Consider the following 26,310-nt stretch of genomic DNA (forward strand, 5'->3'; position numbering starts at 1 on the left):
TTAAGATGACTATTACTTATTTATTTTTGTTTGGACACCCTAAGCAAACCCTGAAAGGGGAGGAAATATCGTGTTGAATCAGATGAGTACGAAGCGTCATTATAAGATGTATAAAAAAGGAAAGCATTGGCTATTTGCCAGTGTTATTGCAACTTCATTGGCATTGGGCGCAGTTGATGTGACCGCTAATGCCGATACGACGGCAGATGAGACCACGCCAGTGACAACTGAGACTGATGAAACACAGTCCCAGCTTCAGGATAAGCAGGTCAGTTTGACACCAACGCCGGCTAAACCAGCTGCTGATGAATCGGATACGCCAGAACCGGCAGCCACCACGGCAGAGTCAGAGACTCAGGTGCCCACTGCAGTTGGTTCGGTTAAGAATGGAGAATCAGCTAAACCGGTAAACAGTGAGGAAAAGGCGACGCATTCACCGGCCACTGTGGCAACTCCTAAGCCTGCCGCTAGAACAGCCAATGTCACACTGCCAACGGCGCGGACGAGTGCGCCGACTACGGCAGTAAAGGCGATGGCAGCGCCAGTGGTTAAAGTGTCCACCGATGACTGGTTGCCCAACAAGACGTTGCAGATAACTGTGCTGAATGCATTGAATGATTTGGGGATTGGTCGGACCTGGGCTACACCTGAAGATATCACCCAGGAAGACATGGCTTTGCTGAAACGTTTGGATGTGGCCGGGAGTCCTAACTCTGGTTCAAAGGATACTTACATTGATGGCACCACGGAATTTTCGTTGAAAGGTCTGGAGTACGCCGTTAATATCACCCGGCTGAGCTTAAAATCCAACCTGAACGCCTCGGGCCAATACTTTGGTGACGTGACCGATATCTCAGCGCTGGCGAATATGAAGAACCTGACGGATCTGGACTTAGCCGGTAACCGAATCACGGATATCAGTCCGTTGGTGGGCTTGAAGAATCTGAAGAATGTGGATATTCAATACAACAGTATTCTAGATTTGTCGGGCTTTTATGGTATGAACTTGACGTCGTTGAAGACCTGGTTCCAGTACGTGGTGCTGCCCGTCGTGCGGGTTGACCGGGCGACTAAATCAGGAACGCTGACGGCGGCATTTATCGATGAAGATAATTACCATTGGAATCTTTCTTCAGCCACTAAATGGTGGGTGGCGACTGATTCGAAAGTTCCCGGCACGACTTACGGCTTGGGATACTATCGTGGTGGTGACCGACAGTTTAACCCGGACGGTACGCTTACTTTTAACAATATGCCGGAGCAAGAACCGGGTGTGACGACGTATCCGCAAAAGAATATTCACGTCCAGCAATATAAGTATTTCATGATTGGTATCGTCAACGAAAATGGCACTAACCGACTGGCAATGTTCCAGCCCTATGTGTTGTCAGACAAGGCCGGCGCGGTCACCGTTTCCTACCAGGATAAGGTGGGGAATAAGTTAGCGGATGACGTTGTTTTGGATGCGAAATTAGTTGGCGACAGTTACACCACGGTAGCCAAGGATATTGCGAGCTATACACTGACCGCTCAGCCGGAGAACGCCACGGGAACGTACGCTGCGGAGGATATTTCCGTCGTGTACGTGTATGAGAAGACGCCGGTGAACCCACCAATCAATCCGCCAATCGTGACGCCTAGTGAAACGATTAAGGTGACGGTACACTATCAAACAAGTACAGGATTGACGGTGGCGAATGACGATGTTTTGACTGGCAAGGCTGGCGATAGCTACACCACCACGCCAGCAGTTGTCGTGGGTTACGAACTGATTGCGACGCCAGCAAATGCGAATGGTGTGTTCGGGGATCAGGATAGCGAGGTGACTTACGTCTACGCGAAGGATGGCGGAGACGGCGGCCTGGTTGATCCTGGCACAGAACCGGATGAGCCGGATATTGATCAGCCGACTGGGGAGACCCCAGACAAGGACGTCACGGGTGGCGATGCCGCGACGATTAGTAAGATGCCAACTGCGAAAGCTAAAGGAAATGCGGTGGTAAACTTAGAGACAACTAAGTCAGTGACAGCCAAGGAAACTTTGCCACAGACGGATGAAAAAACAGTCTCGCCGTTGTGGGGATTGGCTGTATTGGGATCATTGCTGGGATTAGCGGTGATTGGACGTAAACGGAAGAAATAATTTGGAATTTTTGTAGGGAATCGGTCGAGGGCCGGTGCCCTTTTTTTGTCTAGGGTTAAGCGGAACCATTAAACAGAAACTGTTGAAGAATACCGTGAGGAGGTTAATTAGAAGATAGTTGCAATGTAATTTTGGGTCATAAATTCAGTGTGAAATTTAGTTTATGGGTAGGTATTAAATACATTGTTAACTAGGTGCTTGTCAGGTATGCTTGAGAAGCAAACTAAAGGAATTTAGGTGCCTGGGAAATTTTGAATGCTGTTAAATCAACGTTTGTTTAGTGTATTCCCCACGGATGTGGGGGTGATCCCGCTGACCTTGGCAGAGTAACCCGGCAAGAACAGTATTCCCCACGGATGTGGGGGTGATCCTCCTCCCACACTGTGAACACTGGGCTTTTGTCGGTATTCCCCACGGATGTGGGGGTGATCCACTTTTGTGGCTCGACCCGCTCTGCTAGTGGTGGTATTCCCCACGGATGTGGGGGTGATCCTTCGACCATGCCGCGAGTAATCATCTCGATTGTGTATTCCCCACGGATGTGGGGGTGATCCTCGGGTTAACCTGTACCTTGGCAATCACTAACGGTATTCCCCACGGATGTGGGGGTGATCCCCACCACAGGGGAGCACAAACCATACGACGAGGGTATTCCCCACGGATGTGGGGGTGATCCTTTGAAAACAGAGTAAGGGATTTAAACGATTAAGTATTCCCCACGGATGTGGGGGTGATCCCAAGTCAGTTGAATAATGCTTAGTCATGGCGATGTATTCCCCACGGATGTGGGGGTGATCCCATCGTTTCCAACCTTTACCCAGATCTGACCTTGTATTCCCCACGGATGTGGGGGTGATCCCGTTATATGGCCACCCTTTAGGCAGGGTGGCTTGTATTCCCCACGGATGTGGGGGTGATCCTCATCGCAAGGGCAAGTGGCTTAAAATATATTGGTATTCCCCACGGATGTGGGGGTGATCCTACTAACACGAGGTGAAAATTATGGCTAGCAAAGTATTCCCCACGGATGTGGGGGTGATCCTCATTGCCAGCCCCTTTGCAGTTATGAGTCACTGTATTCCCCACGGATGTGGGGGTGATCCCTCGTTGCCGACAAGTACGGCACCCAGGTGTTTGTATTCCCCACGGATGTGGGGGTGATCCTTACTTGCCAGAGTAGGGTTTCGACTTCCGGGTGTATTCCCCACGGATGTGGGGGTGATCCCGAAATGCCAAAAAAGCACAAGCAACACCGGAAGTATTCCCCACGGATGTGGGGGTGATCCTTAAAAATTACACTGACCATAACTTCTACGCTGGTATTCCCCACGGATGTGGGGGTGATCCCCCCGTGACCATTGTGTCACTGCTGGCCGGCTCGTATTCCCCACGGATGTGGGGGTGATCCTGGAAGAAACACGCTCTATTTTTGTCACTCATAGTATTCCCCACGGATGTGGGGGTGATCCTGACATTCACTATTGGAATAGTGGGAAGGCTGCGTATTTCCCACAGATGTGGGGTGATCCCAGCTGGTCAAGGATTTGGATTGTGCTGTCACGGTGTTCTCCAGAGATGCGGAGGTGATTCTGATATGAAATTTGATGGTTATGAAGGCGATGGATGTGGTTGTACCAGCATTATTATTTCGGGTTTAGTATTATGGTTCCTACTTAAATGCCTACTGTCATTGCTATAGCATTCTCCATAGATGTAGGGACAAAATAAAGCGGTAAAAATGAAAATATGATTTATGAACATGTTTTCATTTTGCTTTTTGACATATTTTTCTAAAACATTATGACCTAATCTTTGACTAGTACTGGGACCATTACATAAATTACCTGTGCTTGTATATAGCGACGTATCAAGTATCTATCAGTAGATACGTTTCAAAAGAAAAAACAATAAATAAACATTATGAATTATTTTGTCGATTTACTACATTGACGTAAGAGTACTTAATCTGTATTGTTGGTAAAAAGAAAGTAACTACGTTGTGACATTTTTAAACTGTTGAAGGTATTTTTGGCAAACTTGATACGAAGGGAGGTTGGGTAATGGAACTATCTAAACAAGCCAGCGCTTTATGGGCTAAAAAACGCTCAGAAGATGGACGCCAGCATTGGTTGCCTTTAATAATCCATTTGTTGGATACGAAAAAAACAATCAATTGGCTATTTAATAACTGGCTTAGCCGTAGTCAAAAGCGACTGTTGATGAGCTCGTTTTCGGAAAAAGAAATACAGAATCTTGTTAAATTTTTGGGATTTAGTCATGATTTGGGGAAAGCAACAGCGGCCTTTCAGTCAAAGAAGTCTTATGAGCATGATGATTCGTTAGATCTAGATTTAAGACAACGATTATTGCGGAGTGGTTTTACACAAATAGAAGACCTGTACCTGGCTTCTGCTAAGGAATCGCCTCACGCTTTGGCTGGTGAAGCTCTTTTGGAAGACTTCGGTGGCCCAGCCTCAATTGGCGCTATTATTGGTGGCCATCATGGTAAACCGGCTACTGAGGCTCCTGATGAGCAGCTCGATGTTTATTCAGCCAACTTTTGGCAAAGTGATAATGATCCAATGATCCAAGCGCCTTGGAAGAATGTTCAAAGAGAATTATTTGAATATGGGCTAGCTATTTCTGAGTATCAAGATGCTAAGGATATTCCGGAGGTCACACAGCCACAAGCTGTCATCCTAGAAGGCCTCTTGATTATGGCCGATTGGCTAGCCTCCAGTGAATACCTAGATTTTCAACAAACCAAGCCCCTTTTTCCGCTGATTTCACTGGACCAATCCTGTCACGATATTAGTTTGAAAGAACGCTTCCGCAGCGCACTAGAAAACTGGAGTGTAGATGATGAATGGGAGCCCAGTCGAGTTGAGTTAGATACGGCTTATGAAGCGCGTTGGAAGTTTAAACCGCGTTCTGTGCAGCGCATCATGAGTCAAGAAATCAGTAAGGCAATTGATCCAGGAATGGTGATTATTGAGGCGCCTATGGGAATTGGCAAAACTGAGATTGCATTATTGGCAGCCGAACAGCTAGCTTATATTACTGGGAGTGATGGTCTCTTTATGGGATTACCTACGCAAGCGACGAGTGATGCCATGTTTAATCGGGTGAGCGAGTGGTTGGCATTTTTAGCGAAGATTCAGAGTGGAAACTTTGTGATTAAGTTAATGCATAGTAAAGCGCAATTTAATCAAAAGTATCGTGAATTACCAAATGCTTCGGGTGTTTACGATGAGTATAAATCCGGATAAGTAGTGATTAATGGTTGGTTTTCCGGTAAAAAATCCATTTTAGCTAAGTTTACGGTAGGAACAATTGATAATTTATTGTTGATGGGACTAAAGCAGAAGCACCTATTTTTACGGCATCTAGGTTTTAGCGGCAAAGTGGTGGTAGTTGATGAAGTTCATGCTTATGACGCCTATATGAATCAGTATCTTTATAAAGCATTGGAATGGTTGGGGGCTTATCACGTACCAGTTATCATTCTTTCAGCAACCTTGCCTAAGGCGAAAAGAAATGAACTACTGACATCCTATCTGAAAGGTAAGTATGGCAAGACGTATAAAAAACAATTAAAGGCACCTGAAGGTTGGTCAGATGTACAAGCGTATCCACTATTGAGTGTTTTAGACGGTCCTGAAATTCATCAGATTACGTCATTTCCAGATGCAGGTAAGCAGGCAACAACTTCCCTTCAGGTCCAGCGATTGCAATTGTTGGATGAAGAAGTGATTTCACATGTTGTCGACAAACTTCAATCGGGCGGAATTGCCGGCGTTATCGTGAATACAGTTAAACGAGCACAAGCCTTGGCTCAGTTAGTACCCACGGATATTCAGTTGATGGTTTTACATTCAGCATTTCTAGCTCCATATCGGTCAGTTCAGGAAACTAGGCTTCAAAATGCAATTGGGAAGAAGGCTCACCGACCGGCAAAAATGATTGTGATTGGGACCCAAGTCTTGGAGCAATCATTAGATATCGATTTTGACGTGTTATATACCGATATTGCGCCGATGGACCTCATTCTTCAGCGTGCTGGCCGACTGCATCGTCATCAGGTTGAACGGCCGCAAGCCTTACAGGTACCACAGGTTTTTGTCATGGGGATTGAGGGGCCCAATGCTTATGGCGATGGTAACGAAAGTGTCTATGGGAAGTATTTGCTCATGAAAACGGACCATTTTTTAAAGGCCGAGATTATCTTGCCAACTGATATTTCACCATTAGTGCAATTGGTTTATGATCCGACGAATGATTGTGAGGTTCCTGATATTACTGAAGCTCAGAATAGGTTTGAGACAAAGCTTAAACGTGAAGAACGTAAGGCCCATACTTTTCAGATTGCGAGTCCGAAATTGAAATTGGGCAAAACTATTCACGGTTGGCTAGATCGCAATCAAGGCAACCTTGATCAAAATGAACAGAGGGCGAGCGCCGCTGTGCGGGACATTCGAGAAACGTTGGAAGTAATTTTGATTCGGAGGACTACTGAGGGCAATTTTCTATTGGATGGGCGCAGGATGGCGGACGTTGCACCACAGGTTGTTGCTCAGCAGACGATAAGATTACCTTCAGTGGTCACGCTAGGACGCGGCAGACTTGACCAAGTGATTAAAGCTTTAGAAACAGTGACAAATCGATATTTTTTAGAATGGCAGGACAATATTTGGCTTAAAGGCGCGTTAGCCCTGCCAATGGATGAGGACTTGTCGACGGTCCTTGAAGGTTGGCGGCTAACCTATTCGACAAGCTTGGGCCTTACGTATGCAAGGGAGGATTGAGGAAAGTGGACAATAAAAGCTTTAACTTAACGACTAATCCATGGATCAAAGTAATTGCAGTTGATACGCAACGGGAACAGACAGTTTCGTTAATTGAATTATTTGAGAACGCTCAAAATTACCGTCAATTAGCTGGTGAAATGTGTAGTCAAGACTTAGCAATTTTACGATTGCTGTTGGCAATCTTAACGACGGTTTATTCACGATATACTGCCAGCGGCGAATCTTATGACTGGCTGGTAGCTAGTGGTGATTCAGAATTCGCAATCAATGAGGATAAATTCGATGAAGATGACAGTCAGGATGATTTATTTGAAACTTGGCGACAGCTGCAACAGGCCGGCCGTTTTTCTCAGGTAGTCACGGAGTACTTGAAAACGCAGGCCGATAAATTTGATTTCTTTGGTGAGCGCCCCTTCTATCAGGTGACAACGGCAGAATATGATGACTTGGTGCCTGAGAATAAAAGTGTGGCTAGGGGAAAAGGGCAAGTTTCTATCAAGCAGATCAATCGCCGGATTTCAGAGAGTGCTAATACACCAGCGATTTTCGCACCTAGCGCTGGGAATGCTAAAAATGAGCTTCAGGTAGATGAACAAGTACGTTGGATAATTTCATACCAAAACTTTACGGGAGTTACCGATAAGACAAAAGTTACGACTGAAGAAAAATTCTCGAATTCTGCCGGTTGGGTTTATCAGATTAATCCAGTATTTGCGCTGGGAAAAACACTTTTTGAAACGCTGCTTTTAAATCTGATTCTGGTGAATGATTGGCAAGATGATGTGGTGTATACGTTGCAAAAACCAGTTTGGGAATTCAAATCCGTACGTGAATATATTACGCAGAGAAAGTCACAAATTATTCCTGATAATTTGGCTGAATTATATACCGGTTGGTCGAGAATTCTTCACATAGAGTGGAATGAAGCTGGTCGTCCTCAAATTTTTAGTGCAGGTATTCCAATTTATGGCGATGAAAATGCCTTTATAGAGCCAATGACGACCTGGCGTTTGGATAAAAAAACTAGTGAATATCGGCCAGTGGTTAAGAGGCTACCCTCATTAGGAATTGCAATGTGGCGTGATTTTGGGCAGTACGTCAAAGTTACACAATCAAAGGATACGCAAGAACCAGGAATAGTGGTTTGGCTACGTTATCTAAAACGGAAAAAGTTAATTTCACACGATTACCCACTTATTTTAAATTCAGTAGCGTTGATCAGTGATGGAAACGCTACTTCACAGTCACCAGCGGCAGAAGTAAGTGATGATATGCAATTAGCAACAGATGTCATATTTGATGAGGATGGAACTAGGCAAGACCCAACTTCTCGGTGGCCATCTCGGATTGAAGAAGTTATTGATCTGACACAGGTTATTGGCCAACATTACTATCGCTTTGCCAGCAATATTGGCAAAATTCGTAACCTGGATACTCGCACATTTGCGGGTAGAATGAGTGCCAAATTTTATAATCGATTGAATGAACCCTTCAAGGTATGGCTGGCTGGTTTGTCGGGGCAGGATGACCGAGAAGAAAAGATTAGATTATGGAAAAGTGAACTTCAAAAAATTGTATCGGCTGCTGTCACAGACGTTATGGAGGCGAGTTCCCCCAGAGATATGAAGGGAATTGATACGGATCGTGGACCATTAAATATTTTTACGGCCAAGAGTCATTTAGAATATAGCGTTCGAAAAGACCTTGAGTTGGATAAGGAGTGATGAAAACTTATGCTATATAAAATTAAAGAAACGACCGCTCAAATCATTACCGAACTTTACCGGGATGGTCAGCCTGATAAAGCGGTATTAGCAAGTTTAAGAAATGCACCTACCATTGCCAGTCAACATGCTCAAGCAGTTTGGCCACTTTTAATGGCTAAACTAAATGAAAGTCAACTTAGTCAAAGTGGAGTCCCTACCCGGGCGGAAGTCGCTGTGTATACGGCAATTCGGTTCTATGCTATTCACCAACAAGCCAATCATACGCAATCGGTCAGTGCGTCGGCTTATGGTCATGGAGCAGAGGGAGAGACTTTCTTTGCAGCTTTGGCAAGACTACGGGGAATTGAGGGGCTACGGACGGCAATGGATCGTCGCGTACAGCCGCTTTTGGCAACAACCAATTCTGCTGGCATAATCAACGAACTTTCCCATTTAGTTAGTATTTTAAAGGCTAATGGTGGCTCACAAAAGGTTGACTATGCCTGGTTAGCACAGGATCTGTATGGTCTGCAGGGAAGCTATGAGCAAGCTAGCCAAGTTCGTTTACGTTGGGGGCAACAGTACTTTTGGGTAAAACAATCAGTAAAAGTTGAAGGAGAGAAAACTAATGACTAAATCAAATTTATATGTTGACGTAAGTGTGTTACAGACGGTTCCATCTTCAAATATTAATCGAGATGATACAGGCGCGCCTAAAACAGCACTTTATGGCGGGGTTTCTCGGGCGCGAGTTTCTTCTCAAAGCTGGAAAAAGGCTGTTCGAGATGCTTTCAAGCAAGACAACGTTTTAGTAGGTACGCGAACAAAAAAGGCGGCTAGCCTGTTAGGTGAAGAATTAAAATCGCTGAATTCTCTTCTGGACGATGATACTGTCGCAACTAAAGTTAGCGAGATTTTTAAGGCAGCCGGAATTAAATTGAATAAAGATAACGAAACCGGGGCTTTACTATTGGTTAGTCATGGTCAGATTAATAAATTGGCGCAGTACGCATTGGATAATGAGGAGTTGGATAAGAAAGCTGTAAAAAGTGTTTTGACAACTGACCACTCTTTGGACTTAGCTTTGTTTGGTCGAATGGTGGCTGACAATCCTGAATTAAACGTTGATGCTTCAGCTCAAGTAGCCCATGCGGTATCAACACATGAAGTTGTTCCAGAATACGATTACTTCACAGCATTAGATGACGAACAACCCAAGGATAATGCTGGGGCGGCTATGCTTGGAAGTATCGATTTCAATTCAGCAACGCTTTATCGATATGCAAACGTGAATGTAAATGAATTGGCACATAATTTGAATGCAACAGATGCAGTTCATGGGGTAGCAGATTTCATCAAAGACTTCGTACTTTCAATGCCAACTGGGAAGCAAAATACTTTTGCCAACAAGACTTTGCCAAGTTACGTGTTAGTGACAATTCGGACTGATACACCGGTCAACTTAGTTTCTGCGTTTGAGGCTCCGGTATCAGCTGCCGGGGGATATATTGAGCATTCTATTGAGAAATTGGAAGCTGAGTATCAACGGACTAGTGGTTTTGTGGAAGAACCAAGTAAGACGCTGGTTCTTGGAAAGACTGACTCGCAGATTGGTACCGTTGTAACTAACCTGTCTGAACTTTTGGAAGGTATCACGGATAAGTTGTCAGAGGTAGTTCAAGATGAAGACACTAACGATTAATTTAACGGCGCCACTACAATCGTATGGAAATGAGGCGGCTTTTACACGGCGGACAACAAATGATTACCCAACCAAAAGTGCCGTGATTGGAATGATTTCAGCAGCTTTCGGATATAGACGTATGGATGACCGGATTGTGGGTTTAAACAATTTGAGTTTTGCAGTCAGAATCGATCAAGTTGGCCGAAATTTGACAGATTTTCAAACTGTTGAGTGGAAACCGGGTACTCGAAAAATAACGTATCGGGATTATGTTCAAGATGCAATCTTTGTTGTGGCATTGGGTAGTGAAGACGATGTCTTGATTGATCAAATCAAATTTGCACTCAAACATCCTAAATTTCAACTGTGTCTTGGACGTCGGTCTAACGCTCCAGCCGGTGTCTTAAAATTACAGGAGTTTTCTGAAGTAACGCCCCTTGAGGCGTTCAAGCAGCTAGCTTGGCAGGCGGCCCCTTGGTATCGGAAAAAACGGCATCCAGAAACACTCGAAGTTATAGCTGATGCTGATTTGATTGAAAACAGTCAGGGCGTAATGGTCAAAGACCGCGTAGTATCTTTTGATCAACGTAACCGGCGGTATGGGTTTCGGGCAATTGCTAGAACCAGAATCAAATTAGATGAGTTTGAAACTCAGGGTGCTGAGGCTGATACGCGACACGATATTATGGAGGCCCTGGGAGAGGAGTAAGTATGTACTTATCAAGAGTAGAGATTGATAGTAAAAATCGTTCTAAAACGAAAGATTTAGCGCATCTTGGTGCTTATCATAACTGGGTTGAGCAAAGCTTTCCTGGGGAAGTCGAAGCAGGTCAGCGTAAACGGCATCTCTGGCGAGTTGATCAGTTAGCTGGTAAGTGTTACTTGCTAGTCTTGAGCGAGAAAAAACCAGTCATTACGTTGTTGGAACGCTATGGTGTTCCGGGCGCAGTTATGATCAAGTCGTATGATCATTTATTGGAAAGTATTGAAGTAGGACAAGTTTTACAGTTTCGGCTAACGGCTAATCCGACGCGGACTGTCAGTGAACCTGGTCAGAGTCAGGGACGAGTTTTCCCACATATTACGCTTGAGAATCAGCAAAATTGGTTGATCGACCGGGCCGAAAAATCAGGCTTTCAATTAATTAAGCAAACAACAGTGAATGGACCGGATGGTGAACCTACGTGGGCATTTAAGATTGTTGGTCGTGAGTGGCCAGTGCTTCATCGTAAGGCAGGCAAGAGTCCGCGCTTGAGTCGGGTCACCTTCGAAGGACTTTTACGGGTCAGTGACGTAGAAAGATTTAAGCAAACCTTGACCAAAGGAATTGGTCGGGAAAAGGCCTTTGGTATGGGGTTGATGACGGTTATTCCGGAGGCATAAATATGGTTAAAAAACAGGCTGGTGCTAAAAAGCCAGAGCGTTATGAACTCGGACGAGTACGTGACCGCATCACGTTTTTATATTTGGAACATGCGAAACTTAATCGGCAGGACAGTGCCATTCAGGTCATGGATGAGCGGGGAATTGTTTACGTTCCTGCGGCAATGTTGAGTGTTCTCATGCTAGGGCCGGGAGTTGACGTAACTCATCGTGCCATGGAGTTGATTGGGGAGGCCGGATTAGGTGTAGTTTGGGTTGGTGAGCGGGGTGTGCGACAGTATGCTTATGGTCGCGCGTTGAATCATTCTTCAGCTTTGCTTGAGGCCCAAGCAAAGCTGGTCTCTAATAAGCGCTCACGGCTGATGGTTGCTCGGAAAATGTATCAGATGCGGTTCCCAAACGAAGACGTTTCTCAGCTTACGATGCAACAGTTGCGTGGAAAGGAGGGGGCTAGGGTCCGCCAAGTTTATCTTGAAGAATCACAAAGGACTGGAGTTGCTTGGTCACGTCGGGAATATAACCCTAACGATTTTGATTCGGGAAGTCCCATTAACAAAGCTTTAACGGCGGCTCATCAAGCCCTTTATGGACTGAGCTATAGTGTTATTTCGGCTTTGGGGGCTTCAGCTGGACTGGGATTTGTTCATACAGGCCATGATTTATCCTTCGTGTACGACTTTGCTGACTTGTATAAGGCGGAGTTCTCAATTCCGGTGGCTTTCAGCGTTACTGAAAAATATGGTGATGATGCCGACATTGGGTCTAAGACACGGTTAGCTATGCGTGATGCCTTTGTCGACGGTAAACTGCTGATACGTATGGTTAAGGACTTGAAAACTCTTTTGGGAATGACGGATTCTGACAGCGATGCAGATGTGGTCAGTCTTTGGGATGATCGTCTGGGCTTACAAAAATTTGGCGTTCAGTATCAAGAACGACGGGAAGATGATATCAAATGATTGTTATAACCTTGACGAAGGTCCCCAGGTCTTTGCGTGGTGATCTCACTAAGTGGTATCAGGAGATTCAAACGGGCGTATATGTCGGTAGTGTAAGCGCACGGGTCCGTGACGCGTTGTGGGATAGGATTATGGAAAATATTGGTCGTGGTGAAGCAACCATGGTCTATAATTCGAATAACGAACTGGGTTATCAATTCAGAACGACCCGTCAAAATTGGCAAGTTGTCGAGTTTGATGGCATTCCATTGATGAAGCATTTAACTGAATCGACGGGGAGCGTTAAGCACGGATTTAGTAATGCCGCTAAATTTCATAAGGCCAAGGTGATGACCCAAAAATCTATAAATCGGCGGCCAACATCTGCGTCAAAGTTGGTAGCAGTTAGCATTGATTTGGAGACGACAGGGCTAGATCCTACAAAAGATGAAATTATCTCAATTGGCGCGGTTAAACGTGGTAAGGATAATCAAATTACAAAATTTTATCAGTTGATTCAGACCGATGAAGTGCTCCCACAAAAGATTGTGACACTGACGGGCATCACGGATGGGATGCTTGCTTCACAAGGTGTCAGCTTGAAAGACGGTTTAAAAGGATTACGAGCTTTTATTGCGGACTTTGAGGTAGTTGGCTACAATCTACGATTTGATGAAACGTTTTTGACCGTTGGGTTTAGGAAAATTAAGGAACCAGATTTAACAAATCGGATGATTGATTTGATGCCCTTAGTTAAGAAGGCCAATAAATTCTTAGATAATTATCGGTTAGACACAGGTTTAGACGAATACGATGTCGAAAATCAACAGCCACATAATTCATTTTCAGATGCTCAAGCGACATTAGAGTTGGCGACTAAACTGAAGGAAAAAGGGACTTTTTGAAAATTCAGATGCTGGTATGGCGGCGTTTCTTTAGTGTATTCCCCACAGGTGTGGGGGTGATCCCTAGTCGCCGAAAAGTACGGCACCCGGGTATTTGTATTCCCCACAGGTGTGGGGGTGATCCCTATTCAAATGAGATTTTCAAAAACTTTCCTCCGTATTCCCCACAGGTGTGGGGGTGATCCCCCCGTTTAGTTGCACTTTCACGCAATCATCAGGTATTCCCCACAGGTGTGGGGGTGATCCCGAGGTGGAATAATGAACGCGAATTATGAAGCAGTATTCCCCACAGGTGTGGGGGTGATCCCGAGGTGGAATAATGAACGCGAATTATGAAGCAGTATTCCCCACAGGTGTGGGGGTGATCCCGAGGTGGAATAATGAACGCGAATTATGAAGCAGTATTCCCCACAGGTGTGGGGGTGATCCCGAGGTGGAATAATGAACGCGAATTATGAAGCAGTATTCCCCACAGGTGTGGGGGTGATCCTCGCTTTCCGCGGCTTATGCCGCCCTATCTTAAGTATTCCCCACAGGTGTGGGGGTGATCCTGCACGAGTTGACACCTGATATGGGGTATGACAGTATTCCCCACAGGTGTGGGGGTGATTCTCAGTTTGAAACTATACCATTTATCTTTTTCTAGTATTCCCCACAGGTGTGGGGGTGATCCTATCAGAGCATCGCTTGAGATTCGATCAGGAGGGTATTCCCCACAGGTGTGGGGGTGATCCCGTTGACCTGACCGGTATCACGAAGAACGGGTAGTATTCCCCACAGGTGTGGGGGTGATCCCGTGGATGGCAATACCAATATCTTTAAGGTTACGTATTCCCCACAGGTGTGGGGTTGATTCCCTTAGCTGATGAATAAAGTATAACGACGTTAAGTGTTCCCCACAGCAGTAGGGCAAAAATTTTAAACCCACCAAAAAGAGTAGCCAGGCAAGCACAATCGCCTAGCTACTCTTTTCGAATAAACAACTAAATTTACCCATTCAGCTGATGATGCCTATGCCCGTTCCGGAACCCCAACATAGCTGGTAGAACCACCAATATAATTGGCGCAAAAGTAAATTCCACCAACACCCGCAACAAGCTGGGTAACAGGTGGCCCTCACTCCCGGAAAAATCTTGAATGGGGGTCATTGGTAAACCAGCGGCATAAGTCTTAGCCTTGGGCGCTACTGATTTGGGCTGATTCATCGGGTGATAGTTTGCATTGGCACGACGAACCAAGAGGTGATCGAACAACACGTGAACCCAGGGAAAGGCCAAGTAGCTGATTACCAGATACCACGACTCTGCGTTCCAGGTGAAGACGAAGCGTCCCACCGTAAACTGACAATTCAATAAAATTAAAATGATTAAGATTGGCAACGCCTTGACGTATAGCGCCAAATAATGGGCTGCTCGGGCAGTCAACAGTCCCCTTAACGGCTTATCAGATACTTGGTATAAGCTTTTCATCCCCATCGTCTTCTTTCATCGAGATTTGGATTCAGTATAGGCCGTCTGACTACTGGCAGTGCGTATTTCAAGCTGGACAGCATGCGTTTGTTCTGTGTTCATGTCAACAGTAGCCCATCTGTTGGCCGTATTGATGCTTAATTGGACCAACGTTTGCCGTTAAAGCAGATGCAACAGTTAGTAATTATCTGTAGATGAGAATTTTAATTTGTCTTTAATCGATGCTATGTCCACCCGGAAATAAGGGGAAATTACGTGGGCTGGGTTAGTTTCCACGTGGTCGTCGTGTTAAAAAGCGTGATTTATCAACGTTCTGACAATTATTTCTGATGAAAATGTAATTGCCATAAACCAGATTACACCAAAACCTTCTTGAGGTATCCACATTTGCAGAGTTGTGCAAGCACAATAAAAATATGAAATCGGATTCATTTAGCTTTAATTTTTGTGATGAAATCGCGGCATACTAGCATTTTAGCCTACTATTCCACCTGCGAATATGCTATAGTAACAGTAAATAATTAAAGAAAAAGTATATGGGGTGAGCTAAATGAACCGAGTTTTGAAGCAAATCACAGTGTCAGGATTAACCTTGTTACTACTAGGAGGCATCGTTAGTCCGAGCGCTGCTCGTGCAGATACGACTGATTTGCCCGCTGTGGCTAAGACCGCCGCTGCTGCGAAAACGACTGGGGACACTGATGTACAGGTTAGTGGGTTGGAGATGCCTTATACGGCCCTTCAGGATAAGACCGGGAAACAGACTAAGGTTTACATTTATTCCAAATTACCAAGTGTTGTAACTGCTGAGCAACTGGACGATGCAGATTATGTCACGTGGTTCAAGGACCAGTATCCTGCCAACGAGACGTTGAAAAGCTTGGCGACTGTTGGTGGCTCTGCTGTGAAGGGGTTGTCTGGTAAATATGATCTGAGTGTGCCGTTCATTGATTTTATGATAAAATCCACAGGTGGTGCTCTGACGGTTCAAAGCGTTGAAGCGCAGGCGGGTGGTCAGATGGCTGCGTTCGCCTGGATAATTGGTGATGGAATTAAATTTAATAAACACGAGTTAACCCAAGCCGACATTAAGGCTGATTTTGAAAAAAATGTTCAACCATTTCTCGAGAAGAGTCCTGAATTGGCGGGGATGTTGACTCAATATCAACGAGACATCAACTTAGACTCAGAGAGTTTTGAGCCACAGTTTAGTCAGATGGTCGATCAGACGGTTGCATTGCTATTTGGTGAAGACTATCCGAGTGATCAGTTAGCTAACCTGGATAGTCAAGCCTCATACGATGCGACTATTGCGGCCTACAGACAGCCACTTAGTCACTTTGTACAGAAGCAAACTGATGGCACCTACGTACTAGATCCAGCCATGGCAGGTCTTTCTGGTGTGAGCGTTTTTGCCGAGGCACCTGAGACACATACGACTAAGCCGACACCGACGCCTGAAACGAGCCAACCGGTGACTGTGCATTACGTTGATGCGCAGGGCAATCAGATTGCGAAGGACAAGACGCTAACTGGTAAGTTGGGCGCGACGTATCAAACGGCCGCCCTCGACATTACGGGTTATCATTTGAACCAGACGCCAGCGAATGCCACTGGAAAGTTCACCAGCTCTAAACAGTCGGTCACGTACACTTATGATGCCGTGGTACAATCTGGTTCAGCTGGTGCAACGATTGCGCCTAAGGGAACCGTGATTTATGCCACTCAGAAGATTGGTTTGTACAAGCAAGCCACCTTCACGAAGAAAGCTCGCAAGCAGTGGTACCATAAGAAGTCACGGATGAATCGGCCGATGTTTGTGGTCACAGGTTACGCTAAATCGAAGAACGGCGTGAAACGCTACCAGGTCAGAGACGTCAATCATCATAGTCGCACGGCGGGTAAGACTGGTTACGTAACGGCTAACGCGAAATATACAGTACCTGTATACTATGCAACCAAGCATTCGCAGATTACGGTAATCAATCCGCAAGGTATCAATGCCTACAGTAAGAAGACTTTGACTGGCAAGCGGACACATTACCGTCAGGGGCAAGTACTCAAGGTCAAAAAAATTGTGACACATAATTTAACGACGCGCTTTGTTCTCAGTAATGGGCGTTATGTGACTGCCAACAAGCAATTGGTTCAAGCGGGCAAGCAAGCGATGCCGAAAAAAATTGTGGTTAAGCACGCCATTAACCGTTACGGCACTGCCAACTTGACTAAGCGTAACCGGCATTATCGTGCTGGTGAGGTGTTGAAGGTCAAAGGCTGGACGTATTCCAATGCGCATAACTTTGGCAAGAACGACACACTGCGGTACCGGGTGAACGGGGGTTACGTAACCGCCAACCAACATTTTGTACGGACTGTTAAATAGAAACTAGTACGAGATAATTGAGCGTAGGTTGCGTCCATTATTAGCAAATAAAACGAGGTCGTTAGGACTGGTTCATTCCAATCCTAACGACCTCGTTTTAGCTAGTGAGAGTGGTTAGTGGTATTTTTAATCAGTGAAACATCCTTCAACTGAATCCACCGTTTCTTGCCGTGGGGACTTTGAACCTCAACGTAGGTCTTGGTCTTTCCGTTGAGTCGCAGTTTGGCTTGTTTGATGAGCTGCCATTTAGCGCGGGGATGACGACCAGTCTTGCCAGATTTACCGACTTTGTGTTTGAGATGCAAGTCGAAGAAGTAGGCACGGTGAGCTTTTAAATGAACGGCCTTGGCGTGCTTCAATTTCTTCACCGATAGGACTTTCACTTTAGTTTTACCAGCCTGATGTGGCTTAGTAACGACGAGGTCCGGTTGACCGGTGTGAATCGGTGTGGGACTGGTTACTGGTTTGGCCGGTGTTGAGACAGTTGGTGCTGGCGTTGGCTTTTCAACGGGTTTAGGAGCAGGGGCTGGTGTTGGCTTTTCGCTTGGATGTGGAGTGGGAACTGGCGTAGGTTTTTCGCTCGGGTGTGGAACAGGCAACCCTGATGGTACTAAGTATTTGGCCCGTAAGGCAGCTTGCTGGTCAGCACTGAAGTTTAACCCTTTAGGACTAGTGATGTAGTCATTCAGGCTACCAAATTTTTCATCGATTTGACCGATGTAGGTTTTGAGCCAAGAGTATTCAACCTTCTTGTCGACGTAGTTATTCGACATTAAATAGTCGTTGATGATGTCCTGATTACGCATCCCCAGAATTGACATCAACAGTACCGTCGCAATTCCCGTTCGATCGTTCCCGTGTTTACAGTGGTAGAGGACGGGGCCTGGCGCATTGAGTAGGTCCGTTAGAAAATCGTGGTAGCCACTCAGTGCAGTTCTGGAGAAGGCAATTGAGCCGCCATTGGCGCGGTTGTAGTGTTGGACGCCTGAAAAAACTTTATCTTCTGACCTAGAGTAGATGGAATCGTTTTTGGATTTAGCTTTGCCAACATAAATATCAGGATGTTTTTGTCTCTTCTTATCGGTACGCAAATCGATTATCAGACTAATATTCAGCGCATTTAAAACTTTATTGTCCGTTGGTGTTAAGTCGGTTAGTCGTGCTGAACGGAATAGTGTGCCAGGTTTGATTTTTTTGGTAGTATCGCGAGTTAGATAGCCAGCTAAACTTCGAGTGTTAGCGTTATAGCCATCGGAACTAGTCGACAGCGTAATCCGGTTCCCAGGCTCCCCCGCCGCTGGCACCTTAGGCGTTGTCACGGTTTCCGGCATCTGCTCGCCATTTAGCATGGGCACGCGGTCTGGGTCGGCCTTATCCGGTGTTTTACCGGGGACTTGGGTAGTCGGTGTCGTGGCGGCTAAACTAGTGACGACGGGGGTCCCCAGCCCCATCAAGGTTAGAGTCAGCATGCTGATGCTAAAAGTTCGTTGCAGTCGATGAGTCATCAAATTCCTCCAATTTGTTCGTCTAGGTAGTGCTTATGTACAGCAAGTTGCTTCCCCAGAATAACGAATAGATGTAGGGATTTGATGGCTGGTACGTATTATCTTGGTAAATGTTTTATTTATTAATATTTGAAAGCGGATTATATAAATAAACCAGTTACGTTGGTTTAAAATCGCGTGTGCTTGGGTTTTAACAGCTCCCCGGATTTCGCAGGCCAAACCTAGCTAAAGGTGGTTTCTACGTGGTAGGAATGGCAGGCTTCTACCCTCCAAATCAGCTAAATTTCATTAAAATTAAATTTTAACCCCTCAGATCGACTGAATGACATAATGTGTCATACCCATGTTGTACGATAGACCTATCGTAAGTCAGGCTATGCGCCGATGTTAGCAAAATTATTAGTGATTGAAGGTATTAGCTATGGATGATGAAAAACAACTGGTGCGAACCAATAAAGATGTGCAACGAATCTATCAGCAAGCCAAAACGTTACAGCAGTCCGATGATTGGCAAATGCCGCAGCACGATTGGAACGTTGAGAAATTGCAGCAACTTCAAGTGATGGCGTTACCTGAATTAATTGAGCATTTACGAGTCACCGTGGCCACGAAGGTTACTTTGGACAACTTAAAGGACACTAATCGGCAGAAGACAGTCAACTATGTGCGAGCTTTTAACGACGAGCTCGATGAGTTAAAGAAACGGTTTAAACACTATACATATTTGAATCAGCATCCAGTTGAAATTGCCTATCGTCGGGAGCATCACGTGAAACACCTCCCAACGGCTAAACACATTGATAATCGGAGTACGAAGATAGCTAAGATTGGCTTTTTCGCAACCATAATTTTGGCAAGTTATGATTTTTCTAGCTGGGGGAATTTTCTCTCGAATCCAATTTACACGGGTTTACCCTTAATGTTGTTGATTGTACTTGGCTTCGTGGGTTTTGGACTCTTGTACTTCGCAGCGAAACTAAATTTGCCGTTCTCTCAGCCTTGGGCCATGTACCATAACCATCGCATCAAATCCTTAGTGAATCGAATTCATCGTGCGGATGAGCGTTATTGTCAGGAAAATAAATGTGACGAGGCGACTTTAAGGAAAAGGTTTAAGTTCCATGAGAGTGTAACTGCCAGCCGCGGTGTTTATTTTGAAAAAATGAACGCGGAAGAGATCCAAACACGGGAGAATTTAAACGGTTACGTCACGACGCTGAAGGAGCATGTAGCCTACTTTCCCATGGATGATATGCAGGATGTGCGGCACGTTTTTCGTATCTATAAGCTACTGATAAATGGTCGTGCGACGAACTGGAAAGAGGCGGCCGTCCTGGTTGATGAGGATGAACGGATTCATCAATTAAAGCAGACGTTGGTTGATGAAATTCACGCTGCTAAGGGCGATATTATCAATTCAATTACTCAGGCCAGTGAGAAAATTACGCAGAGCGTGCAAGCGGCAACCAAATCAATTTCCGACGTCCAGAGTTCTTTAGAGGATCAAACCAGAAGAATGGATGAGTGGAATCAGGAACAGACGGAAATCATGTACTACCAAACAGGAATCATGCAAGACAGCAACGACCGCATCAATGAGTTCTATGGTCGCAAGCAAAAATATTACTAAGGAGTAAATCAATGAAAATAGCAAAAATTTTAAGCGTGACCGTTCTCGCCACGGGCCTTGGCCTGGCGGGTGTGTTTGCGGGTCCGAATACCACCCAAGCAGAAGCAAAATCAACGCTAAAGACGTTTCCAAAATCGTTTCGACACAATTGGTATGAATCAGCCGGAAAGCGTGGGAACGCCATAAAAATTACGGCTAAAAAGGCTTCTATGCGCTACGATACCAACACTAGGTTCACTCATTTTCAGTTACACGCGCGCAAGCTACCGATTCATAAAATTAAGAATACGAACAAGTGGTCGTGGATGTATGCCACGAAGCACCATGGGACAATCCATATCAAGCCGTGGGGTACCATGCAGACGCTACCGCTAGAGGGAAGTTACCGGGTTAAGACGAAGACGTATAAGAACCATAAGATTAAAGTCCTGCAGAATGTTTCTGGCGGGCAAGTAAACGAATCTTATTACACCACGAAAAAACTAGCATCACATTTTAATAAATAATCGTCAATTCAAAACTAGCCATCTAGTGATTTCCCAACGAGGAATCATCAGATGGCTAGTTTTTTTGAGATGTTGCGGCATTTGGTGGCGGGCGCCTGTTACTTGGTCGAATGGGTTATTTATTAATTTTAAAAAGCGGCTTATGATGGGTGTAGTTGATTATCAATAAAATTTATGTACCAACTGGCGAGTTGATTTTCTCCGTCCCGCCACACTCACCACGCTAAGGAGGTTGTCCATGTTAACCCTGAAATGCTATCAAAACGTACCAGCAGATAATGCCTTGCTGACCACCTACCAACTGTCGGACCCAACCTACACCGCCACACCCGAGCAGGCGCTAGCCATTGCCAACACCACCCCCGACCGGTTACCGGTCATGGCCTTAAATGGGAATCAGTTGGTTGGCTTCCTAGTTCTCATCAAGGGGGCCGATGTCCAAGAGGTTGGTGCTGATCCCGCAACGGCCGTTCTGGTGCGTTCATTTTCCATTTCCGAGACGCACCGTGGCCAAGGCTTTGCGACCCAAATGCTGGAACAACTGCCCACGCTAGTGCGGACCCAGCTCCCATTTGCCCGCGAAATCGTCCTGTCCGTAGACCACGGCAATCACCCCGCCCAAGGGCTCTACCACAAGGTGGGGTTCACCGACACCGGTCGCCGCGAGTTCGGCCAGTATGGGGAGCAGTTTGTCCTGACCCTGAGCCTCGATTAAGAAAGGATGATTCCATGTCTAACCGTGATAAATTACATACCGGGGACCTCTATTTACCGGATGACCCCGCCATTGAAGTTGAGCAAAAACGGTACCTTGACCGACTCTACGACTTCAATCAAACGCGTCCCAGTGAGCCCGAACAGCAACAGAAAATCCTCCACGAACTCTTTGCTGATATGGGTCCCAACTGTTACGTCGAACCACCGCTGCACGCTAATTTCGGCGGCCATCACGTCCATTTTGGCGCGGATATCTACGCCAATTTCAACCTGACACTGGTCGATGATACCCACATCTACGTGGGCGACCACACCATGATTGGGCCGAACGTCACGTTGGCCACAGCCGGGCATCCCATCGATCCTGAGCTACGGGCTAAAAACTATCAGTACAACATGGCCATTCACATTGGCAAGAATTGCTGGTTGGGTGCCGGCGTCATTGTGGTCCCCGGCGTCACGATTGGCGATAACGTGGTGATAGGGGCTGGTAGCGTGGTCACCAAGGACTTGCCGAGCAATGTTGTCGCGTTTGGTGATCCGTGTCGGGTTGCCCGGCCTGTTGGTGAGCATGATCGCGAGGTTTACTTTAAAGACCGACGAATCGATCCACAACTATTTAATAATTAAGGGCGTGAGCTCACCAAAAACGTTTGCCACTGTGAATTGGGCGAACGTTTTTTAGTAGTGATTTAATTGGTGGATGTTGGTACCATCAAGCTAGTCGTCAGTAACTGAACTAGCCGCTGTACGGCAACGTTTTGGTTAGCCTTTCTAACAAGGAGTTGAACGTGCAGGTCACTGGGAACTTCGGTGGCTAGTCGTTTTAGCTGACCGCTCGCCAACTCCGATTGCATGACGTAGTCCGGGAGAAATGAAAACCCTAAACCGGCCGCTACAGTCTGTTTGATGGCGGCCAGGCTCCAGACCTCCATGGTTTGAACGTTCTGACTGTTGGTCTGCTTCAGGAAACGCTCAAAGGCCTGGCGGTAACCGCATTCCGGTTCATTGATGACGAAGTGGGGGTGCCTCGTCGCTAGAAGGTCCGCCAGTGTGGCCGGTCCGTTCGTACTAGTGACTAGGGAACAGGGCTGGGCCCCGAAATCGTGAACCGCTAGTTGAGAAGATGGGGCTACTTGGGGCCACAGCATGAGCGCAATGTCTGCCTGGTCGGCAATTACGCGCTCACGATTCCGGATACAGGTGGCGTTGTTGATGGTGAGGTCGACCTGCGGATAGTCGCGCACAAACTTGGTGAACAGGGGCCCCAGTCCGTACAGCATGAGCGATTCGGGAACGGATACCCGGACTGGTCCGCTGATTTGATCTGGTTGATTTAGCGCGGCAATTTTAGCGTAATCGCTCAGGATCTGTTCCGCTAAAGGAACCAGCTTACGACCAGCGTTTGTGAGGTGTAGGTGTTTGCCATAGAAGGTAAATGGTGGTTCACCAATCAAGGCCTCAAGGCGCTTCATCTGCGCGGTCACGGTCGATTGGGTGTAGTTTAGCTGTTTAGCGGCACCGGAATAGGTCCCAGTCGTAAGAATTATACGAAAAGTTTTGAGATATTGAATATCCATGAGAACCCGCCCTTCAAAATATTTGATAGTGACTATCAAAACGTTCAATTTTTATGATGCTTGAGTTGCTCCTATACTAGTCCTAATGACACCCGTTCGTAAATGTTCGAACGCCGGAAATTGGTTGAGGAGGGGCAACATGACTGAAAAATTTATGACCACTGACAAATTACGTATTGCGTACGAAGTGAGCGGACCCACGACCGGAGAACCGGTAATCCTACTGCACGGTTGGCCGGATGATGTTCGGACCTGGGATGGCGTTCTACCGGGACTACACGCAGCCGGTTACCGAACCTACGTCCCTTCGTTGCGAGGCTTTGGTCAGACCACATTTTTGAGTCAACAGACTCGCCGGACTGGTGGGGCCTTGGCGTTTGCCGATGACTTACGGCAATTTATCCAGGCACTAGATTTGGCGCCTGTGCGACTGATTGGTCAGGACTGGGGCGCGTTCACGGCCTTGACGCTGAGTGCAGTAATGCCCACCATGGTTAAATCACAGGTGATCTTAGCCGAGGGGTGGCAACTCTTTAGCGACTTGAACCTACAGCAGATTCAGAACTTTTGGTATCAGTGGTACTTCACGACGGAGCAGGGGGCCACTTATCTGCGGCAGCGGCGTGATGAGTTCACTCAATATCTCTGGCAGTTGTGGAGTCCGCAGCATCAGCTGACAGAAGCGGAAACGACCGACTTGGCGGCGGCCTTTCAAAATCCGGATTGGGCGGAGATAACGTTGAACACCTACCGTGAACGCTGGGGCTATGCGCCGTTTGACGGGGCCTACGCCGACTGGGCTGAACGGTTACGGCAGTCTGCGCAAATCGACGCGCCCACGTTAAACATTATCGGCAAGTCAGATACCTGTACCGATTACCGGTTGGCGCCGCAGATGGCCCCTTACTTTGAGGGTGCTTTCAAGCAAGAATTCTGGGACGCGACTGGTCACTTCATCCAAAGGGAAGCGCCTACGCGACTCAGTCGAGCTGCCGTTTCCTGGTTTCGGGGGCATTAGTTAAAGGTTGAAAGCACTGAAACACCCACTATGCCTGATACAACGAGGATTGGGAAAGTCAGACATAGTGGAAAATTACCGCCTTACCGGTCGCCAAATTTGGACTGGAACGCGGTGGGAAGGGCGGGACAAGCCAAAGGGCGGTCTTGCCCCTCGCTTGAAGCCGCAAAGGCACGTCTTCAAGTCGCCATTTTCAAGAAAATCACTTGAAAATCCCACGGCTGAGTCCAAATTTGACTCACTCTCGGCTACTTAGTGGCGCCAATACTACTGAGTAAGTGCTGTCATTCAGGCATGTAAGCAGGTTTAGTTTCCAAGAACCCGTTTAACCGAAATCTCTGACAGCCGCAGGTGGCTGGGTGAGACCAATTTTAAGTCTATAACGCCGTACCATTCTTGGGTTGATAACGGTTTTCTTTAGTGCATTAGTTACAACGCTGAATCACTAGCACGATAACGCGATTCTTCTTGCGTTTACCGGCTACTTTGCGCTACACTTTTAGATAACTTAATAACACATCGGAAGACTATTTAGTTAGATAAGGTGCTCGTTGAGCATCGGAGGGTTACGGCCAGATAAGATTATTCATTTAATCTTATTTGGCCTTTTTTGTCTTCCGGAGAGGAGCGCAACGCGTGAAGGAATCGTATTGGAGTCGTAATTTCATTTTAATTTTAATTGGGAACGCCCTGTTGTTCATGGTTTACAACATGCAAGTGCCCGTCCTCCCGTTATACGGGAAGCAACTGGGACTTTCCCCCGCTCAAATTGGGGTCTTCGTGGGCGCCATTATGTTCGCTGCGTTGGTAACGCGACTGTTCGTGCCGTGGTTTTCTGAACGGTTTAGTAAAAAGGTGTTGCTCGTCGTTGGGATTTTACTGTATCTACTGGCGGCGGTCGGGTACCCGCTGTTGAGTGGCTTTGGTTTGTTGGTCCTGTTGCGGCTATTCAACGGCCTGGGACACGGCATCACGACCACCTATTTTGCCACCTCTGCGGCCGATGAACTGCCCAATCAGAAGATCGGTGAGGGGATGGGGTACTTCGGAATCGGCACCATGGTGACGGCCTCGCTGGCGCCATTACTCGCTTTGGCCCTGGTTCACCGGTTCGGGTTTCCAGCGTTTTTCCTGGCCTGCATCGTTATCCTGTTTGCGGCGATGGTCACGATTCTAGGAACGACGACGGCCAAACGAACACCGGTCAAGGCCGTAGCGACTGGTCCCGTCTTTGACCGTCAGTTTTTGCCGCAATGTGGGTTGGTCTTCATCCTGGGAGTGCTGATGAGCGGCGTTATGACCTTCACACCGATCTACGCCCAACTGCAACACCTGACTGGCATCTCCGGGTTCTTCTTCATTGCGGCAATTGCGGGGGTCGTGATTCGACCCATCGTCGGGCACACGTTTGACCGGCAGGGACCACGGTTGATTTTGCTAGTGAGCACGGTGTTACTGACGATTGGGATGGTATTGATCGCCCTGATCGACCGCAATTGGTTGCTGTTACTAGCGGGCGTGTTCTACGGTGTGGCCGATGGGGCCATTTATCCGACGCTGCAGGCCTGGCTCTTCAAGCTGACCACACTGGAAAATCGGGACACGGCGACCGGGATGTTCCTCAATTCCTACGATTTGGGGATGGGATTGGGCGCCGTGGTCCTCGGCTGGGTCGTCGAGGCCGTGGCCTACCAGGGGATGTTCTGGGTGCTCACGGCGATTTCACTCCTGTACATTGCGTTGGCGCTGGGGTGTAGTCGTCGGCTTAAACTAGCCTAAATTAACGAACTGCGAGAACGGATGTCTGTTTTCGCAGTTTTTTGATATTTAGGGGTGACAAATGGGCGTTGGATTTCGTTAGTAAGAGTAGGGATGGTATGATAATTAAGACTAACTGGATTTATTAATTTATTCAAAAACTACTTAACCTCTAAA

At 46.7% G+C, this 26,310-nt stretch carries 18 protein-coding genes, 1 pseudogene and 2 CRISPR repeat arrays; of the genes and pseudogenes, 16 read left to right on the top strand and 3 right to left on the bottom strand.

All coding sequences use genetic code 11. The features are described from left to right. The first annotated feature begins 70 nt into the window (after positions 1 to 70). From EKM87_RS00360 to cas2e, 9 genes and pseudogenes are all read left to right on the top strand, one after another. Positions 71 to 2,143, top strand: a complete 2,073-nt coding sequence (locus EKM87_RS00360; RefSeq protein WP_125680676.1) for a MucBP domain-containing protein — start codon at positions 71 to 73, stop codon at positions 2,141 to 2,143. Between the two features lie 282 nt (positions 2,144 to 2,425). Beyond that, positions 2,426 to 3,612: a CRISPR direct-repeat array (repeat unit 28 nt; unit sequence GTATTCCCCACGGATGTGGGGGTGATCC). 591 nt (positions 3,613 to 4,203) lie between these two features. Further along, positions 4,204 to 6,948, top strand: a pseudogene (cas3, locus tag EKM87_RS00365) (CRISPR-associated helicase Cas3'). 5 nt (positions 6,949 to 6,953) lie between these two features. Beyond that, on the top strand, positions 6,954 to 8,675 hold the full coding sequence (locus EKM87_RS00370) for a type I-E CRISPR-associated protein Cse1/CasA (protein WP_125680678.1): 1,722 nt from the start codon (positions 6,954 to 6,956) through the stop codon (positions 8,673 to 8,675). Positions 8,676 to 8,684: 9 nt separating this feature from the next. After that, a complete protein-coding gene (casB, locus tag EKM87_RS00375; protein WP_125680680.1) occupies positions 8,685 to 9,293 on the top strand; it encodes a type I-E CRISPR-associated protein Cse2/CasB in 609 nt (202 codons plus the stop codon). Continuing rightward, positions 9,286 to 10,359, top strand: coding sequence for a type I-E CRISPR-associated protein Cas7/Cse4/CasC (gene cas7e / locus EKM87_RS00380; protein ID WP_125680682.1), 1,074 nt, complete (start codon positions 9,286 to 9,288; stop codon positions 10,357 to 10,359). The genes casB and cas7e overlap by 8 nt, the downstream gene beginning before the upstream one ends. Further along, a complete protein-coding gene (gene cas5e / locus EKM87_RS00385) occupies positions 10,340 to 11,050 on the top strand; it encodes a type I-E CRISPR-associated protein Cas5/CasD (protein WP_125680684.1) in 711 nt (236 codons plus the stop codon). The genes cas7e and cas5e overlap by 20 nt, the downstream gene beginning before the upstream one ends. A gap of 2 nt (positions 11,051 to 11,052) precedes the next feature. After that, the gene (gene cas6e / locus EKM87_RS00390; RefSeq protein ID WP_125680686.1) at positions 11,053 to 11,724 is read left to right on the top strand and encodes a type I-E CRISPR-associated protein Cas6/Cse3/CasE; all 672 of its coding nucleotides are present in this window, start codon (positions 11,053 to 11,055) and stop codon (positions 11,722 to 11,724) included. A gap of 2 nt (positions 11,725 to 11,726) precedes the next feature. Next, positions 11,727 to 12,683 (top strand): type I-E CRISPR-associated endonuclease Cas1e, encoded by a 957-nt coding sequence (gene cas1e, locus EKM87_RS00395; protein ID WP_125680688.1) that lies wholly within the window; start codon positions 11,727 to 11,729, stop codon positions 12,681 to 12,683. Then, entirely contained in the window at positions 12,680 to 13,567 is an 888-nt protein-coding gene (gene cas2e, locus EKM87_RS00400; RefSeq protein ID WP_125680690.1) for a type I-E CRISPR-associated endoribonuclease Cas2e, read from the top strand. The genes cas1e and cas2e overlap by 4 nt, the downstream gene beginning before the upstream one ends. 35 nt (positions 13,568 to 13,602) lie before the next feature. Further along, positions 13,603 to 14,424: direct repeats of the CRISPR family, unit length 29 nt; unit sequence GTATTCCCCACAGGTGTGGGGGTGATCCC. Between the two features lie 132 nt (positions 14,425 to 14,556). On the opposite strand, the gene EKM87_RS00405 is transcribed toward cas2e, so the two are convergent. Beyond that, a complete protein-coding gene (locus EKM87_RS00405; RefSeq protein ID WP_125680692.1) occupies positions 14,557 to 15,036 on the bottom strand; it encodes a hypothetical protein in 480 nt (159 codons plus the stop codon). Positions 15,037 to 15,586: 550 nt separating this feature from the next. Here EKM87_RS00405 and EKM87_RS00410 point away from each other — a divergent pair. Then, a complete protein-coding gene (locus EKM87_RS00410) occupies positions 15,587 to 17,419 on the top strand; it encodes a DUF5776 domain-containing protein (protein ID WP_125680694.1) in 1,833 nt (610 codons plus the stop codon). A gap of 101 nt (positions 17,420 to 17,520) precedes the next feature. Here the strand turns inward: EKM87_RS00410 and EKM87_RS00415 are convergent, their stop codons facing one another. Further along, positions 17,521 to 18,924 (bottom strand): tyrosine-protein phosphatase, encoded by a 1,404-nt coding sequence (locus tag EKM87_RS00415; RefSeq protein WP_125680696.1) that lies wholly within the window; start codon positions 18,922 to 18,924, stop codon positions 17,521 to 17,523. A 421-nt stretch (positions 18,925 to 19,345) separates the two neighbouring features. Between EKM87_RS00415 and EKM87_RS00420 the strand changes: the two genes are divergently transcribed. The 4 genes from EKM87_RS00420 to EKM87_RS00435 all read left to right on the top strand — a co-directional run bounded on the left by EKM87_RS00420 (position 19,346) and on the right by EKM87_RS00435 (position 22,407). Then, entirely contained in the window at positions 19,346 to 20,554 is a 1,209-nt protein-coding gene (locus EKM87_RS00420) for a hypothetical protein (RefSeq protein WP_125680698.1), read from the top strand. Between the two features lie 11 nt (positions 20,555 to 20,565). Further along, on the top strand, positions 20,566 to 21,060 hold the full coding sequence (locus EKM87_RS00425) for a hypothetical protein (RefSeq protein ID WP_125680700.1): 495 nt from the start codon (positions 20,566 to 20,568) through the stop codon (positions 21,058 to 21,060). Positions 21,061 to 21,298: 238 nt separating this feature from the next. After that, positions 21,299 to 21,775 (top strand): GNAT family N-acetyltransferase, encoded by a 477-nt coding sequence (locus EKM87_RS00430; RefSeq protein ID WP_125680702.1) that lies wholly within the window; start codon positions 21,299 to 21,301, stop codon positions 21,773 to 21,775. A 14-nt stretch (positions 21,776 to 21,789) separates the two neighbouring features. Then, complete coding sequence (locus tag EKM87_RS00435) at positions 21,790 to 22,407, top strand: sugar O-acetyltransferase (RefSeq protein WP_125680704.1); 618 nt, start codon at positions 21,790 to 21,792, stop codon at positions 22,405 to 22,407. A gap of 62 nt (positions 22,408 to 22,469) precedes the next feature. Here EKM87_RS00435 and EKM87_RS00440 read toward each other — a convergent pair whose 3' ends face one another. Further along, the gene (locus tag EKM87_RS00440; protein WP_125680706.1) at positions 22,470 to 23,357 is read right to left on the bottom strand and encodes a LysR family transcriptional regulator; all 888 of its coding nucleotides are present in this window, start codon (positions 23,355 to 23,357) and stop codon (positions 22,470 to 22,472) included. 139 nt (positions 23,358 to 23,496) lie between these two features. On the opposite strand from EKM87_RS00440, the gene EKM87_RS00445 reads away from it, so the two are divergent. Both EKM87_RS00445 and EKM87_RS00450 read left to right on the top strand, forming a co-directional pair. Continuing rightward, positions 23,497 to 24,375 carry an alpha/beta fold hydrolase gene (locus EKM87_RS00445; RefSeq protein WP_164506396.1) on the top strand — a complete coding sequence of 293 codons (879 nt, stop codon included), beginning with the start codon at positions 23,497 to 23,499 and terminating at the stop codon, positions 24,373 to 24,375. Between the two features lie 636 nt (positions 24,376 to 25,011). After that, entirely contained in the window at positions 25,012 to 26,154 is a 1,143-nt protein-coding gene (locus EKM87_RS00450; protein ID WP_125680710.1) for an MFS transporter, read from the top strand. The last annotated feature ends 156 nt before the right edge of the window (positions 26,155 to 26,310 follow it).

It is taken from the genome of Levilactobacillus yonginensis, assembly GCF_003946265.1.
Lineage (GTDB): Bacteria > Bacillota > Bacilli > Lactobacillales > Lactobacillaceae > Levilactobacillus > Levilactobacillus yonginensis.

Excerpts from the sequence above, each read along its gene's own strand:
- casB (WP_125680680.1), top strand. The coding sequence starts at position 8,685 with ATGCTATATAAAATTAAAGAAACGACCGCTCAAATCATTACCGAACTT.
- cas7e (WP_125680682.1), top strand. The coding sequence starts at position 9,286 with ATGACTAAATCAAATTTATATGTTGACGTAAGTGTGTTACAGACGGTT.
- cas5e (WP_125680684.1), top strand. The coding sequence starts at position 10,340 with ATGAAGACACTAACGATTAATTTAACGGCGCCACTACAATCGTATGGA.
- cas6e (WP_125680686.1), top strand. The coding sequence starts at position 11,053 with ATGTACTTATCAAGAGTAGAGATTGATAGTAAAAATCGTTCTAAAACG.
- cas1e (WP_125680688.1), top strand. The coding sequence starts at position 11,727 with ATGGTTAAAAAACAGGCTGGTGCTAAAAAGCCAGAGCGTTATGAACTC.
- cas2e (WP_125680690.1), top strand. The coding sequence starts at position 12,680 with ATGATTGTTATAACCTTGACGAAGGTCCCCAGGTCTTTGCGTGGTGAT.
- EKM87_RS00405 (WP_125680692.1), bottom strand. The coding sequence starts at position 15,036 with ATGAAAAGCTTATACCAAGTATCTGATAAGCCGTTAAGGGGACTGTTG.
- EKM87_RS00410 (WP_125680694.1), top strand. The coding sequence starts at position 15,587 with ATGAACCGAGTTTTGAAGCAAATCACAGTGTCAGGATTAACCTTGTTA.
- EKM87_RS00415 (WP_125680696.1), bottom strand. The coding sequence starts at position 18,924 with ATGACTCATCGACTGCAACGAACTTTTAGCATCAGCATGCTGACTCTA.
- EKM87_RS00420 (WP_125680698.1), top strand. The coding sequence starts at position 19,346 with ATGGATGATGAAAAACAACTGGTGCGAACCAATAAAGATGTGCAACGA.
- EKM87_RS00425 (WP_125680700.1), top strand. The coding sequence starts at position 20,566 with ATGAAAATAGCAAAAATTTTAAGCGTGACCGTTCTCGCCACGGGCCTT.
- EKM87_RS00430 (WP_125680702.1), top strand. The coding sequence starts at position 21,299 with ATGTTAACCCTGAAATGCTATCAAAACGTACCAGCAGATAATGCCTTG.
- EKM87_RS00435 (WP_125680704.1), top strand. The coding sequence starts at position 21,790 with ATGTCTAACCGTGATAAATTACATACCGGGGACCTCTATTTACCGGAT.
- EKM87_RS00440 (WP_125680706.1), bottom strand. The coding sequence starts at position 23,357 with ATGGATATTCAATATCTCAAAACTTTTCGTATAATTCTTACGACTGGG.
- EKM87_RS00445 (WP_164506396.1), top strand. The coding sequence starts at position 23,497 with ATGACTGAAAAATTTATGACCACTGACAAATTACGTATTGCGTACGAA.